Consider the following 13,332-nt stretch of genomic DNA (forward strand, 5'->3'; position numbering starts at 1 on the left):
AACGACCCATCAAGGTTGTGAAGCTTCTGAAGAAAACATCTAAACATACAGCAGGTTAAGATGGTGGGTCGTGCAGGATTCGAACCTGCGACCAATTGATTAAAAGTCAACTGCTCTACCAACTGAGCTAACGACCCATCTTCAGGCTGCCGGACGCTTTGTTAAACTGCCCGGGCAACGGCGGCATATATTACTGATTTAGCGGGAGGGCGCAACCCTTATTTTTCACCAAATCACTCAATTGCTTACCTTTCATGCTGCAAGACCAGAAATCATACGAAATCCGGTCTCAACTGCACAAATTACATCCCAGCCAGACGCTTTTGCGCCAGCTTGGCAGATTCACTATTTGGGAATTGTTTGATCACTTGTTGATAGACCGCTTTAGCTTTCGCCGTATCGTTCTTCTCTTGCATGATCACGCCAACTTTAAATAGCGCTTCTGGGGCTTTAGGTGATTTTGCGTAGTTTTTTACCACAGTGGCAAAATAATAGGCAGCATCATCCTTTTTACCCTTGTTGTAATTCAACTGACCCAGCCAATAATTGGCATTTGGCTGATAGGTGGAGTCAGGATACTTCTTCACCCACGCCTGCAAGGCAGTAATAGCCTGATCGAACTGCTTCTTCTCGAGAATCAGCGCGACTGCTGCGTTGTAATCGGTATTGGCATCGCCGGTTTGCGCAGGGGCAGCGGAACTTCCACTGGCATTGCTGCCGCCTGCATCAGCGTTTCCCGCTGCGCCCGCCGCTGCGGCATCACCGCCAGCGCTCGCCTGTGCGCCCGCATTACCGCTGCTCAACGTATCAATCTGCTGATAGAGCTGCTTCTGGCGCTCGACCACCTGATTAAGTTGATAGCTGTTCTGCTGGATTTGGCCGCGCAGCGAATCGATATCGCTTTGGTTGTCACTCATCTGCTGCTGCAGTTGCTGCAGAAGCTGAGCCTGGGCATTAGAGATACGTTCAAGATTGGTGACACGGTCTTCGACCGAGCCTGAGCCAACGCTACTGATTGACGCTTGGGCATTAGCGGCCCAAGGAGCCGCTACGCCAACCAGTAACGACAGACTCAACAGATGAAGTCTGAAGTTACTCATCATATGATGCTCTTAGTAAACCAGTACGGCACGACGGTTTTTAGCGTAAGCCGCTTCGTCATGACCCAGTACAGCTGGTTTTTCTTTACCGTAAGATACGATAGACATCTGGTCAGCAGACACGCCTTTACCTTGCAGGTACATTTTAACGGCGTTAGCACGACGTTCGCCCAGGGCGATGTTGTACTCTGGAGTACCGCGCTCATCCGCATGACCTTCGATGGTCACTTTGTAAGACGGGTTGCCACGCAGGAAGTTAGCGTGCTGATCCAGCATCTGAGCATAGTCAGAAGCCACATCATATTTGTCCAGACCGAAGTAAACGATGTTGTTCTGCTGCAGCTGCTGCATCTGCAGGCGCGCTTGCTCGTCAGAAGACATGTTACCGTTCTGGCCAGCACCGTAAGCGCCGTTGTCTGCGCCCATACCAGTCTGATCGTTGTTGTTGTTTTTGTGCGAGCTACATGCAGCCACCGCGATTACCGGCAGAGCCAGCATCAAACCCTTCAGCACTTTGTTCAGTTGCATTTCTTTATCCTATTATTTTGTTTGCTATACATTGTCATCCCCCGCTGTGCAGGGGACTCATGCATTACAGATACGGCGACCAGGCAGGGAATTTGACCTGTCCATCGGTTGCCGGAAGACGCGCTTTGAAACGCCCATCTGTTGAAACCAACTGCAACACGGAACCCATCCCCTGAGTAGAGCTATAGATTACCATCGTGCCGTTAGGCGCCAGACTTGGCGTCTCATCCAGGAACGTGTCCGTTATTGTTTGAACGGCTCCCGTTACCAGATCTTGTTTGGCGACATGCTGAGCACCACCGGCGCTGCTGATCATCACCATGGTTTTGCCGTCGGAAGACACATCCGCATCCTGGTTCTGCGCACCTTCCCAGGTAATACGTTGTGGCGCACCGCCGTTAACACCAATCTTATAAATCTGAGGCGCACCTGCCTGATCCGAGGTATAAGCCAGTGTCTGGCTGTCCGGGAACCAAGTTGGTTCGGTGCTGTTGTAGCGACCATCGGTCACCTGACGCGTCTGACCTGAAGCCAGATCCATTACATACAGGTTCAGGCTGCCAGTTTTAGACAGCGCGAACGCCAGTTTAGAGCCGTCCGGCGAGAAGGCCGGTGCACCGTTGTGACGTGGATAAGAGGCCACCTGACGAATCGCACCGTTTGCCAGCGTCTGCACCACCAGTGCCGATTTACCGCTCTCAAACGTCACATAGGCCACTTTGCTGCCGTCTGGTGACCAGGCCGGAGACATCAGCGGTTCAGGTGAACGATGAACGGTGAACTGGTTGTAGCCATCGTAGTCGGACACACGCAGCTCATACGGGAACTGACCGCCGTTGGTCTGCACCACGTAAGCGATACGCGTACGGAATGCGCCTTTAATACCGGTTAGCTTCTCAAACACTTCATCACTGGCGGTGTGGCCTGCATAACGCAACCACTGCTTGGTGACTTTGTAAGAGTTTTGCGCCAACACGGTACCCGGTGCACCACCGGTATCTACCAGTTGGTAAGCAATCTGATAGCTGCCATCTGGGTTAGGCGTGACCTGGCCCACGACGACCGCATCAATACCCAATGCACTCCAGGCAGCAGGTTGCACTTCCTGCGCGCTGGTTGGCTGCTGTGGCAGACGTGAACGATCCAGCGGGTTAAATTTGCCGCTATTGCGTAAGTCAGCACTGACAATGCCGCCAATATCTTCAGGTGCCGCGCCTGGGCCAGCCCATTTGAACGGCACCACACCAATTGGACGTGCGGTATTCACGCCCTGCGTAATTTCAATGCGCACTTCTGCGTGCAGCATCGCCGCCCACAGCAGTACAAAAAAACCTAAGGTTACACGAAGTGCCTGCTTCATCTTTTCTCCCTTATCTGAACCTGAGTCCACGATAATTCGCACAGTTCCTGAAAAACACGAGTGTTCATAAATTACGGCAAGCTAACCTTAGTTCAACCTGCCGTGGGTTACTGCATTATTCCGGTTTGAAACGCATTGGGGCGTTTTTAAACACTTCATACACTGCTTGCGATGGTGGCTTAGGAATACGAGCCTGCTTCGCGGCGGTAATTGCAGCCTGGCACAATGCCGGGTCGCCACCTTCTGATGTAACATCTATCAGCAAGCCATCTGGTGCCAGCTTGATACGCAGATTACACTCTTTACCCTTAAAGGTATCCGCATCATAGAAGCGACTTTGAATCGCGCCAACGACCTGGCCCATATAAGAGTTAATCTCTGCGCCTGATGCACCCGCTTTCTTCTGATTCCCCTGCCCCGCTGCACCGCCAGAAGCCGTGCCACTTTTCGGTGCATTCTTACCAGACGAGAGTCCACCTAACAGGTCATCAACGTCACTTTCATTCTTCGCAGCTTCAGAGGCGGCTTTCTTCTTAGCATCGGCAGCCGCTTTCGCTTTCGCCGCAGCGTCTGCTTTCGCCTTCGCAGCAGCATCGGCCTTGGCTTTCGCCTCGGTCGCAGCTTTCTCTTTTGCCGCTTCAGCCGCTTTTGCTTCTTTCGCTTCTGCCGCCGCTTGCTCTTTAGCTTCTTTCGCTTCCTGAGCCGCTTTCGCTTTAGCGTCTGCAGCAGCCTGCGCTTTGGCCTCGGCAGCCGCTTGTGCTTTCGCTTCGGCGGCAGCTTTGGCTTGCTCTACCGCTTTCTCTTTCGCCGCTTCAGCCGCTGCTGCTTTGGCCTGCTCGTCCGCTTTCTTCTTTGCGTCCGCTGCAGCCTGCTTAGCCTCTTCTACCGCTTTAGCTTTGGCATCTGCGGCCGCTTTAGCTTGGGCATCCGCCTCTGCTTTCGCATCGGATTTAGCTTTCGCCGCAGCAGCTTCCGCCGCTTTCTGCTGGTCCTGCGCCTGCTTGGCGGCGGTCTCAGCGGCTTTCTGCTGCTCAGCCTGCTGTTTCGCCTGCTCTTTGGCTTCTTGCTGCGCCTGCAGTCGCTCTTTTTCCATCTCTTTTAGACGCTGCTGTTCAGCGGCTTGCTTCTGCTGTAACTCTTCGGCCTGCTGCTGAGACTGCTTCTGTCGCTGCTGCTCGGCACGTTGGCTGTCACGTTGTTGATTCTGCTGGCGGTTGTATTGTTCAACCACGGCGCCGGAATCGACCATCACGGCATCAATATCACTGCCGCCACCGCCGCCGCTGGATTCGATCTTTTCGTTAAACGAGCTCCAAATCAGCAGGGCAATCAGCACGATGTGCAGAATCACCGAAATGATTATCGCGCGTTTTAACTTGTCGTTCTGCTCGGTTACCTTCGACACTCTCGGATCCCAAAAACGGTTCGCTTTAAATCGGCTGTGTCATCAAACCGACAGATTTCACGCCAGCCTGATGTAACAGGTTCAGCGCCTTGATGATTTCGTCGTAAGGCACGTCTTTCGCACCACCAATCAGGAACACCGTCTTCGGATTGGCTTCGATGCGACGCTGTGCTTCGCTCACCACCTGTTCCGGCGGCAGTTGCGTCATACGATCGTGATCCACCACCAGGCTGTACTGACCGACACCCGCCACCTCAACAATGACGGGGGGGTTATCGTCCGTTGAGACCGTTTTAGAATCGGTCGCGTCAGGCAGATCCACTTCCACGCTTTGCGTAATAATCGGTGCCGTTGCCATAAAGATGAGCAGCAACACCAACAGCACGTCCAGCAGTGGAACAATGTTGATTTCCGACTTAAGGTCGCGGCGCCCGCGACCACGGGTTCTGGCCATCGTTAACCTCGACTTACTTCGTGTTGTCGGTGGAGAAAGCCTGACGATGCAGGATAGCCGTGAACTCTTCCATAAAGTTGTCGTAGCCCTGCTCCAGCTTATTCACTCGCTGGTTCAGACGGTTGTACGCCATAACGGCAGGAATGGCCGCGAACAGACCGATAGCAGTGGCAATCAGCGCTTCGGCGATACCCGGCGCAACCATCTGCAGCGTGGCCTGCTTAACCGCACCCAGTGCGATAAAGGCGTGCATGATCCCCCACACTGTACCAAACAGACCAATATACGGACTGATGGAACCGACGGTGCCAAGGAAAGGAATGTGATTTTCCAACGCTTCCAGTTCACGGTTCAAGGAAATACGCATCGCGCGGCTCGCGCCCTCCACCACCGCTTCAGGTGCGTGGTTATTCGCACGATGTAAACGCGCAAACTCTTTAAAGCCCGAATAGAAAATCTGCTCAGAGCCGCCCAGTTCATCACGGCGTCCCTGGCTCTCCTGATACAGGCGCGATAATTCGATACCTGACCAGAACTTATCTTCAAACGCTTCGGCTTCACGGCCCGCCGCATTCAGGATGCGCGTGCGCTGAATAATGATCGCCCAAGAGGCAATAGAAAAGCCGATCAAAATCAACATGATAAGTTTGACCAGAAGGCTCGCCTTCAGGAACAAATCAAGAACATTCATGTCAGTCACTGCTTGAACTCCGCGACAATAGACTTGGGAAGCGCAATCGGCTTCATTAGATGTGGGTTGATGCAGGCAATCATGACTTCTGCTTCATTCAGCACTTTGCCTTCTGCATTCACGATACGCTGCGAGAACGTCATGGTTGCGCGCGTCATGGCAGTCACTTCACTCTGGATATCCAGAAGATCGTCAAGACGTGCTGCGGCAACGAAGTCTATCGTCATGCGTCGTACCACAAACGCCACCTGTTCTTCCAACAGGGCTTGTTGATTGAAATGATGCTGGCGCAACATCTCGGTACGTGCTCGTTCATAGAAAGCAAGATAACTGGCGTGGTAAACCACACCACCGGCGTCAGTGTCTTCGTAATAGACCCGAACCGGCCAGCGAAACAGCGTTGTACTCACTCTACATCCCGGTCTCATTTTAAACGTTGCTACTATACGCAAGTGAGATCGGCTTGGGAATGGTCCGCCAGAGCCTGGAGAAAATAATTATCACACGTTAACAACTGGAAGGATTTTTGGGATATTTCTTGACCAGGCGCTGACAAAAACTCACGTCAGCCCCTGAATTTAGACATAAAAATGCGCGGATTTTGGTCCTGAGGCAGGACTTAATGATAGAACCAGTAAATTCCCAGAATCAAAATGATCATCGCAGGCAATGGCGCGAAAACTGCTCGCCAGCGTGTTTGCTGTGGACGAAATCCTGTGCCGTGTACCACGCCAGCACACACCGCCCAAATCAACAACAATCCGTGCCAGATGGCTAACTCGCTGGTGCGGGCAGCAAAGCGCGACGGTTGCCAAATAACACAACCGGCCAGCCACAATGCCAGAATCAGCGAAAGGGCCCGCAATGGGCCCTTATCCATCAGACCGTAAAGCGTCTGAATCAGCGTGCGCATCAGTGCTGTTTGTCCTTCGCGCCACTCTCTTCTGCTTGCTCAATCGCCAGCGCCGTGATCACGCCAAACGCACAGGCCAGCAAGGTGCCGAGAATCCAGGCAAAATACCACATGCTCAATCTCCTTAATCAGTACAGGGAGTGCGTATTGCTCTCAATGTGTTCTTTGGTGATACGGCCAAACATCTTGTAGTAACACCAGGTGGTGTACACCAAGATGAGCGGAACGAAGATGGCGGCAGCAAAAGTCATGACTTTTAATGTCAGCAGGCTAGATGTGGCATCCCACATGGTCAGGCTGGTTCCTGGCACGGTACTGGATGGCATGATGAACGGGAACATCGCAATACCCGCCGTCATAATCACGCAGGCCAGTGTCAGAGAGGAGAAGATAAACGCCCACGCCCCTTTTTCCATGCGAGAGCACAGCACCGTCAACAATGGCAGCAGCACACCCAGTACCGGGAACAGCCACAAGACAGGCGTCTTCTCAAAGTTGACCAGCCATGCACCGGCTTCGCGTACCACCTCTTTGCCCAGCGGGTTAGATGCCGCATGGTGATCGAGGACGCTTTTCACCACATAGCCATCAATACCGTATTTCACCCACACGCCTGCCAGCACGAAGCACACCATCATCACCAGCGCACTGATCTGCGCGGTGCCGCGCGAGCGCAGGTGGAGTTCGCCGTTGGTACGCATCTGCAGATAGGTTGCGCCTTGCGTCAGAATCATCGCCACACTGATCACCCCCGCCAGCAAGCCAAATGGATTCAGCAACTGGAAGAAATTACCGGTGTAGAACAGACGCAGATACTCATCCGCATGGAAAGGTACGCCCTGTAGCAGATTGCCAAACGCCACACCAATCACCAGAGGTGGTACAAAACTGCCGATGAAGATGCCCCAGTCCCAGGTGTTACGCCAGCGCGTATCTTCAATCTTCGAACGGTAGTCAAAGCCAACCGGGCGGAAGAACAGTGAGGCCAGCACCAGAATCATCGCCACATAAAAACCGGAAAACGCCGCGGCATAGACCATTGGCCAGGCAGCGAATAACGCACCACCGGCGGTGATCAGCCAAACCTGGTTGCCATCCCAGTGCGGTGCGATGCTGTTGATCATAATACGACGTTCAGTATCTGTACGGCCGAGGATGCGAGTCAGCATACCGACCCCCATATCAAAGCCATCCGTCACAGCGAAGCCAATCAGCAGGATGCCAATCAGCAACCACCAGACAAAGCGCAAAACTTCATAATCAAACATGGTTGCTCTCCTTATCCACGTGCTGGCTGAGCGGCCGCTTTCACGGTTTCATGATGGTAGCGGCCGGTTTTCAGGCTGCTTGGCCCCAGTCGGGCAAATTTGAACATCAAATACATTTCTGCCACCAGGAACAGCGTATAGAGACCGCAAATCAGAATCATCGAGAACAGCAGATCGCCAACGGTCAGCGAAGAGTTCGCTACGGCAGTCGGTAATACTTCACCAATCGCCCAAGGTTGACGGCCATACTCAGCGACAAACCAGCCCGATTCGATGGCTATCCACGGCAGCGGAATACCGTACAGCGCAGCTTTGAGCAACCAGCGACTCTTACCAATGCGATTACGAATCACGCTCCAGAAGGACAGCGCGATGATGCCCATCAGCAGCACACCACACAGCACCATGATGCGGAAAGCAAAGTAGAGTGGCGCAACGCGTGGGATCGAGTCCTGCGTGGCTTTCTGGATCTGCGCTTCGGTGGCATTGGCCACATCCGGGGTATAGCGCTTCAGCAGTAAGCCATAACCCAGATCCTGTTTGCTGGCTTCGAACTGGCTACGCACTGCGGGATCTTTGCTACCTGCCCGCAGTTCGTTCAGCAACGCATAGGCTTTCATGCCGTTTCGGATGCGCACTTCATGCTGCGACAACAGATCTTTCAGACCGGTGACGGGTGTATCTACCGATCGCGTCGCAATCAGTCCGAGTAAATACGGGATTTGAATGGCGTACTTGTTCTCCTGCGAATCCTGATCGGGAATACCAAACAGCGTGAAGGCAGCAGGTGCTGGCTGCGTTTCCCACTCGGCTTCAATTGCCGCCAGTTTGGTTTTCTGCACGTCACCCATTTCGTAACCGGACTCATCACCCAAGACGATCACCGACAGGATCGCGGCCATACCGAAGCTGGCGGCAATACCGAATGAACGCTTAGCGAATGCCACATCGCGGCCTTTCAGCAGATACCAGGCACTGATACCCAGCACGAACATCGCGCCGGCGGTGTACCCTGCGGCGACGGTGTGAACAAATTTCACCTGCGCAACCGGGTTGAGCACCAGTTCAGAGAAGCTCACCATCTCCATGCGCATGGTTTCGAAATTGAATTCAGAGGCGATCGGGTTTTGCATCCAACCGTTTGCCACCAGAATCCACAGTGCGGACATGTTAGAACCGAGCGCCACCAGCCAGGTCACCGCAAGGTGCTGGACTTTGCCGAGGCGATCCCAACCGAAGAAGAACAGACCGACGAAGGTGGATTCAAGGAAGAACGCCATCAAGCCTTCAATGGCGAGCGGCGCACCGAAGATATCGCCGACGTAGTGGGAGTAATATGACCAGTTGGTCCCGAACTGAAACTCCATGGTCAGACCGGTTGCGACGCCCAGCGCAAAGTTGATACCAAACAACTTGCCCCAGAACTTGGTCATATCTTTATAAATTTGCTTACCCGTCAGGACATATACGGTTTCCATGATCGCCAACAAAAACGCCATACCCAGCGTTAAAGGGACGAACAGGAAATGGTACATCGCCGTCAGGGCAAACTGTAAACGCGACAGCTCGACAATATCTAACATGATGACTCCTTGCTCCTCGCATGAATTTATTCTGCGGCTGACAACGATAAACAACGAACATTGACGTGCAGAATAAGATCCAGGAACGACTGATTATTGATTCCAGTTTTATTACTGACAGAACAGAGAAATCTGTAGCCCGAAATGAGTGAGTAACAGTGATGAAAATTCCCGAAAAACCGATCGCTTCAATCTGTTTCGATTAAGAGTGTGATGCGTGGAGGCAGCAGAATTGCGCTAACAACGCTTGGCTCAAACTCCTGAAAAATTTCGGAAAAGACTGAATTGATGCAGCGCAATTTATACCGTTTGTCGTGCGTGATGCCAGCAGTAAAGTTTGTTATATCTCACGGTTTATTGATCTGGATTAACACAATAATTTTTCAGGTATGTAGTGTTAGCGTTGTTGTTAATTAGTTGTCATCAACGAGTGATGCAATTAAGCAAATAATTACTTCTCCCGCATTTTTTTAACGTTAATACCGGATGCTAAGGTTTGATTTCCCATGTGAAATCACGCACATTTTCTAATCTTTACCTTTCCAACCCAGTAAGCATAGCCGCAGATTTTATCCCCGTTAGGGTTTTTCCCTGCTTTTTGTGTGGCTCTGCACAGGGCGTTGTTGCCAATCGCCTCCCCTGCCCTTTCAGGCATAAAAAAAGCCACCCGAAGGTGGCTTCATACTCATCACAAGTGACGGCTTATTTGATTGGCAGAACCGCTTTAACTGCGTCGCCAATGTCAGCCAGGCTACGTACGGTTTTCACACCGGCCGCTTCCAGCGCTGCGAATTTCTCATCAGCGGTGCCTTTACCACCGGCAATGATGGCGCCTGCGTGGCCCATACGTTTGCCTTTCGGTGCAGTCACACCCGCAATGTAGCCGACAACCGGCTTGGTCACGTGCTCTTTGATGAAGGCTGCGGCTTCTTCTTCAGCGCTACCACCGATCTCACCGATCATGACGATCACTTCGGTCTGGGCATCATCCTGGAACATTTTCAGGATATCGATGAAGTTAGAACCTGGGATCGGGTCACCACCGATACCGACGCAGGTTGACTGGCCGTAGCCGATGTCAGTGGTCTGCTTAACCGCTTCATAAGTCAGGGTGCCTGAACGAGACACGATGCCTACGCGGCCTGGCTGGTGAATGTGACCTGGCATGATGCCGATCTTACATTCGCCTGGGGTGATCACACCTGGGCAGTTCGGGCCGATCATGCGCACGCCAGCTTCATCCAATTTCACTTTCACGGTCAGCATATCCAGTGTAGGGATACCTTCGGTGATGGTGATGATCAGTTTGATGCCTGCGTCGATAGCTTCCAGGATGCCATCTTTACAGAATGGGGCTGGAACGTAGATCACGGTGGCAGTCGCGCCAGTGGCTTCTACCGCTTCACGTACAGTGTTGAACACTGGCAGACCGAGATGCGTGGTGCCGCCTTTGCCTGGCGTGACACCGCCAACCAACTGCGTACCATAGGCCAAAGCCTGCTCAGAGTGGAAAGTCCCCTGGCCACCGGTGAAACCTTGGCAAATGACTTTGGTGTTTTTGTCGATAAGAATGGACATTATTTACCCTCCGCGGCAGCAACAACACGCTGCGCAGCGTCTGTCAGGCTGGTTGCTGCAATGATGTTCAGACCGCTGTCGGCCAGTTTCTGCGCGCCCAGCTCGGCGTTGTTACCTTCCAGACGCACCACAACTGGCACGTTCACACCCACTTCTGCTACTGCACCGATGATGCCGTCTGCGATCAGATCGCAACGTACGATGCCGCCGAAGATGTTAACGAATACCGCTTTAACAGCATCGTCAGACAGGATGATTTTGAAGGCTTCGGTTACGCGCTCTTTGGTCGCGCCGCCACCTACATCAAGGAAGTTAGCTGGCTGGCCACCGTGGTGTTTCACGATGTCCATGGTACCCATTGCCAGACCGGCACCGTTTACCATACAGCCGATATTGCCATCCAGCGCAACGTAGTTCAGTTCCCACTGTGTCGCGTGCGCTTCACGTGGATCTTCCTGGCTTGGATCGCGCATTTCACGCAGCTCAGGCTGACGGAACAGTGCGTTGCCGTCTGCTCCCAGTTTGCCATCGAGGCAGATCAGGTCGCCCTGCTTAGTGATCACCAGCGGGTTGATCTCAACCATCGCCAGGTCGCGCTCCAGGAACATGGTCGCCAGACCCATAAAGATTTTGGTGAACTGACTAACTTGCTTACCGGACAGACCCAGTTTGAACGCCAGTTCACGGCCTTGATAAGGCTGAGGACCGGCCAGTGGATCCAGCGCCATTTTGTGGATCAGGTGCGGGGTTTCTTCCGCCACTTTCTCGATTTCCACGCCGCCTTCAGTTGAAGCCATGAAGATCACACGACGGGTAGCACGGTCAACCACCGCACCCAGATACAGTTCCTGATCGATGTCAGTCGCGGCTTCTACCAGAATCTGGTTTACCGGCTGACCGTGTGCATCAGTTTGGTAGGTCACCAGACGCTTGCCCAACCAATGCTCAGCAAATGCACGGATATCTTCCTTGCTGTTCACCACTTTCACGCCACCCGCTTTACCGCGGCCACCGGCATGTACCTGACATTTTACTACCCACGGACCTGCGCCAATTTTAGAGGCGGCTTCTTCTGCTTCACGTGGCGTAGCGCAGGCGTAACCAGTTGGAGCTGGCATGCCATAGCGAGCAAACAACTGCTTCGCCTGGTATTCATGTAAGTTCATGATGTTCTATCCATTCAGATATGAGTTTGGGCGCACCAATATGCGGCGCGCCCGGCGAAAATTAGACGTCCAGCAACAGACGTGCCGGATCTTCCAGCATCTCTTTCACCGCGACCAGATAGCCAACGGATTCACGGCCATCGATCAGACGGTGGTCGTAAGAGAGAGCCAGATACATCATTGGCAGGATCACCACTTGGCCATTGACCGCCATCGGGCGCTCTTTGATCGCGTGCATGCCCAGAATCGCGCTCTGCGGTGGGTTGATGATCGGGGTAGACATCAGGGAACCGAACACACCACCGTTGGTGATGGTGAAGTTACCGCCGGTCAGCTCTTCAACTGTCAGCTTGCCGTCACGGCCTTTCACCGCCAGTTCTTTAATTTTCTTCTCGATGTCAGCCATGCTCAGCGCATCAACATCTTTCAGCACTGGGGTCACCAGACCGCGCGGGGTAGACACCGCGATGCTGACGTCGAAGTAGTTGTGGTACACCACATCTTCGCCATCGATAGAAGCGTTTACTTCTGGATAGCGTTTCAGCGCTTCAACTACCGCTTTGATGTAGAAGGACATGAAGCCCAGACGCACACCGTGACGTTTTTCAAACGCGTCGCCGTACTGCTTGCGCAGGTCCATGATCGGCTTCATGTTGATTTCGTTGAAGGTGGTCAGCATCGCGGTGCTGTTTTTCGCTTCCAGCAGACGCTCAGCCACACGCTTACGCAGACGCGTCATTGGCACGCGTTTCTCGCTGCGATTAGCCACAGCGGCTTGTGGTGCTGCCGCCGCTGCTGCAGGGGCTGCTTTCGCGCCGTCGGCTTTCTTAGCGACATGCTTCTCAACATCTTCTCGCGTCAGACGACCGCCTACACCGGTGCCTTTAATCTGGCTGGCATCGAGGTTGTTTTCAGCGATCAGGCGACGAACCGCTGGGCTCAGCGCATCGTTGCTTTCTTCTTCCAGGGATGCGGTTTTACGCTGTTCTGGTGTTGCTTCATTGCTTTCTACTTTCGCAGACGTCTCTTTACCACCGCTGTTGCCTTCCACCAGGCGGCCTAACAGCTGGCGCGAGAGCACCGTTGCGCCTTCATCTTCCAGAATCGCTTCCAGTACACCGTCTGCTGAAGCAGGCACTTCCAGCACAACTTTGTCCGTTTCAATCTCAACCAGTACTTCGTCGCGACTGACCGCATCGCCGGGTTTTTTGTGCCAGGTTGCAACCGTTGCGTCCGCTACGGATTCAGGCAAATCGGGAACCAGAATTTCTACGCTACTCATTTTC

14 protein-coding genes and 1 tRNA gene are annotated in these 13,332 nt (G+C 53.2%); all 15 read right to left on the minus strand.

The genetic code is table 11. From position 1 onward, the window contains the following. Nucleotides 1-61: 61 nt before the first annotated feature. A tRNA-Lys gene (locus HA51_RS23935) sits at nucleotides 62-137 on the minus strand. Nucleotides 138-302: 165 nt separating this feature from the next. Continuing rightward, nucleotides 303-1,103, minus strand: coding sequence for a cell division protein CpoB (gene cpoB, locus HA51_RS23940; protein ID WP_084937692.1), 801 nt, complete (start codon nucleotides 1,101-1,103; stop codon nucleotides 303-305). A 9-nt stretch (nucleotides 1,104-1,112) separates the two neighbouring features. Further along, nucleotides 1,113-1,628 carry a peptidoglycan-associated lipoprotein Pal gene (gene pal, locus HA51_RS23945; RefSeq protein ID WP_084937695.1) on the minus strand — a complete coding sequence of 172 codons (516 nt, stop codon included), beginning with the start codon at nucleotides 1,626-1,628 and terminating at the stop codon, nucleotides 1,113-1,115. 64 nt (nucleotides 1,629-1,692) lie between these two features. Further along, nucleotides 1,693-2,988: a Tol-Pal system beta propeller repeat protein TolB gene (tolB, locus tag HA51_RS23950; RefSeq protein WP_084937697.1), complete on the minus strand. Its 1,296-nt coding sequence runs from the start codon at nucleotides 2,986-2,988 to the stop codon at nucleotides 1,693-1,695. A 115-nt stretch (nucleotides 2,989-3,103) separates the two neighbouring features. Beyond that, complete coding sequence (gene tolA, locus HA51_RS23955) at nucleotides 3,104-4,393, minus strand: cell envelope integrity protein TolA (protein WP_084937700.1); 1,290 nt, start codon at nucleotides 4,391-4,393, stop codon at nucleotides 3,104-3,106. A 25-nt stretch (nucleotides 4,394-4,418) separates the two neighbouring features. Next, nucleotides 4,419-4,847: a colicin uptake protein TolR gene (gene tolR / locus HA51_RS23960; protein WP_034829164.1), complete on the minus strand. Its 429-nt coding sequence runs from the start codon at nucleotides 4,845-4,847 to the stop codon at nucleotides 4,419-4,421. Between the two features lie 13 nt (nucleotides 4,848-4,860). Then, nucleotides 4,861-5,547, minus strand: a complete 687-nt coding sequence (gene tolQ, locus HA51_RS23965) for a Tol-Pal system protein TolQ (protein WP_084937702.1) — start codon at nucleotides 5,545-5,547, stop codon at nucleotides 4,861-4,863. Continuing rightward, a complete protein-coding gene (ybgC, locus tag HA51_RS23970) occupies nucleotides 5,544-5,966 on the minus strand; it encodes a tol-pal system-associated acyl-CoA thioesterase (RefSeq protein WP_425435789.1) in 423 nt (140 codons plus the stop codon). The genes tolQ and ybgC overlap by 4 nt, the downstream gene beginning before the upstream one ends. 191 nt (nucleotides 5,967-6,157) lie before the next feature. Then, complete coding sequence (ybgE, locus tag HA51_RS23975) at nucleotides 6,158-6,451, minus strand: cyd operon protein YbgE (protein WP_084937706.1); 294 nt, start codon at nucleotides 6,449-6,451, stop codon at nucleotides 6,158-6,160. Then, a complete protein-coding gene (gene cydX / locus HA51_RS23980; protein WP_058962355.1) occupies nucleotides 6,451-6,564 on the minus strand; it encodes a cytochrome bd-I oxidase subunit CydX in 114 nt (37 codons plus the stop codon). The genes ybgE and cydX overlap by 1 nt, the downstream gene beginning before the upstream one ends. Nucleotides 6,565-6,579: 15 nt before the next feature. Next, on the minus strand, nucleotides 6,580-7,719 hold the full coding sequence (gene cydB, locus HA51_RS23985; protein WP_084937709.1) for a cytochrome d ubiquinol oxidase subunit II: 1,140 nt from the start codon (nucleotides 7,717-7,719) through the stop codon (nucleotides 6,580-6,582). An 11-nt stretch (nucleotides 7,720-7,730) separates the two neighbouring features. After that, complete coding sequence (gene cydA / locus HA51_RS23990; protein ID WP_084937711.1) at nucleotides 7,731-9,302, minus strand: cytochrome ubiquinol oxidase subunit I; 1,572 nt, start codon at nucleotides 9,300-9,302, stop codon at nucleotides 7,731-7,733. Nucleotides 9,303-10,004: 702 nt separating this feature from the next. Continuing rightward, nucleotides 10,005-10,880, minus strand: coding sequence for a succinate--CoA ligase subunit alpha (gene sucD, locus HA51_RS23995; RefSeq protein ID WP_084937714.1), 876 nt, complete (start codon nucleotides 10,878-10,880; stop codon nucleotides 10,005-10,007). Beyond that, complete coding sequence (gene sucC, locus HA51_RS24000) at nucleotides 10,880-12,046, minus strand: ADP-forming succinate--CoA ligase subunit beta (RefSeq protein ID WP_084937717.1); 1,167 nt, start codon at nucleotides 12,044-12,046, stop codon at nucleotides 10,880-10,882. The genes sucD and sucC overlap by 1 nt, the downstream gene beginning before the upstream one ends. 61 nt (nucleotides 12,047-12,107) lie before the next feature. Continuing rightward, the gene (gene odhB, locus HA51_RS24005) at nucleotides 12,108-13,328 is read right to left on the minus strand and encodes a 2-oxoglutarate dehydrogenase complex dihydrolipoyllysine-residue succinyltransferase (protein ID WP_084937719.1); all 1,221 of its coding nucleotides are present in this window, start codon (nucleotides 13,326-13,328) and stop codon (nucleotides 12,108-12,110) included. Nucleotides 13,329-13,332: the final 4 nt, after the last annotated feature.

The organism is Pantoea rwandensis (genome assembly GCF_002095475.1).
Lineage (GTDB): Bacteria > Pseudomonadota > Gammaproteobacteria > Enterobacterales > Enterobacteriaceae > Pantoea > Pantoea rwandensis.

What these genes read in the sequence shown, in the direction of transcription:
- cydA (WP_084937711.1), bottom strand. Translation starts at nt 9,302, where the DNA reads ATGTTAGATATTGTCGAGCTGTCGCGTTTACAGTTTGCCCTGACGGCG.
- ybgC (WP_425435789.1), bottom strand. Translation starts at nt 5,966, where the DNA reads ATGAGACCGGGATGTAGAGTGAGTACAACGCTGTTTCGCTGGCCGGTT.
- tolR (WP_034829164.1), bottom strand. Translation starts at nt 4,847, where the DNA reads ATGGCCAGAACCCGTGGTCGCGGGCGCCGCGACCTTAAGTCGGAAATC.
- ybgE (WP_084937706.1), bottom strand. Translation starts at nt 6,451, where the DNA reads ATGCGCACGCTGATTCAGACGCTTTACGGTCTGATGGATAAGGGCCCA.
- cydX (WP_058962355.1), bottom strand. Translation starts at nt 6,564, where the DNA reads ATGTGGTATTTTGCCTGGATTCTCGGCACCTTGCTGGCCTGTGCGTTT.
- tolB (WP_084937697.1), bottom strand. Translation starts at nt 2,988, where the DNA reads ATGAAGCAGGCACTTCGTGTAACCTTAGGTTTTTTTGTACTGCTGTGG.
- odhB (WP_084937719.1), bottom strand. Translation starts at nt 13,328, where the DNA reads ATGAGTAGCGTAGAAATTCTGGTTCCCGATTTGCCTGAATCCGTAGCG.
- pal (WP_084937695.1), bottom strand. Translation starts at nt 1,628, where the DNA reads ATGCAACTGAACAAAGTGCTGAAGGGTTTGATGCTGGCTCTGCCGGTA.
- cpoB (WP_084937692.1), bottom strand. Translation starts at nt 1,103, where the DNA reads ATGATGAGTAACTTCAGACTTCATCTGTTGAGTCTGTCGTTACTGGTT.
- sucD (WP_084937714.1), bottom strand. Translation starts at nt 10,880, where the DNA reads ATGTCCATTCTTATCGACAAAAACACCAAAGTCATTTGCCAAGGTTTC.
- sucC (WP_084937717.1), bottom strand. Translation starts at nt 12,046, where the DNA reads ATGAACTTACATGAATACCAGGCGAAGCAGTTGTTTGCTCGCTATGGC.
- cydB (WP_084937709.1), bottom strand. Translation starts at nt 7,719, where the DNA reads ATGTTTGATTATGAAGTTTTGCGCTTTGTCTGGTGGTTGCTGATTGGC.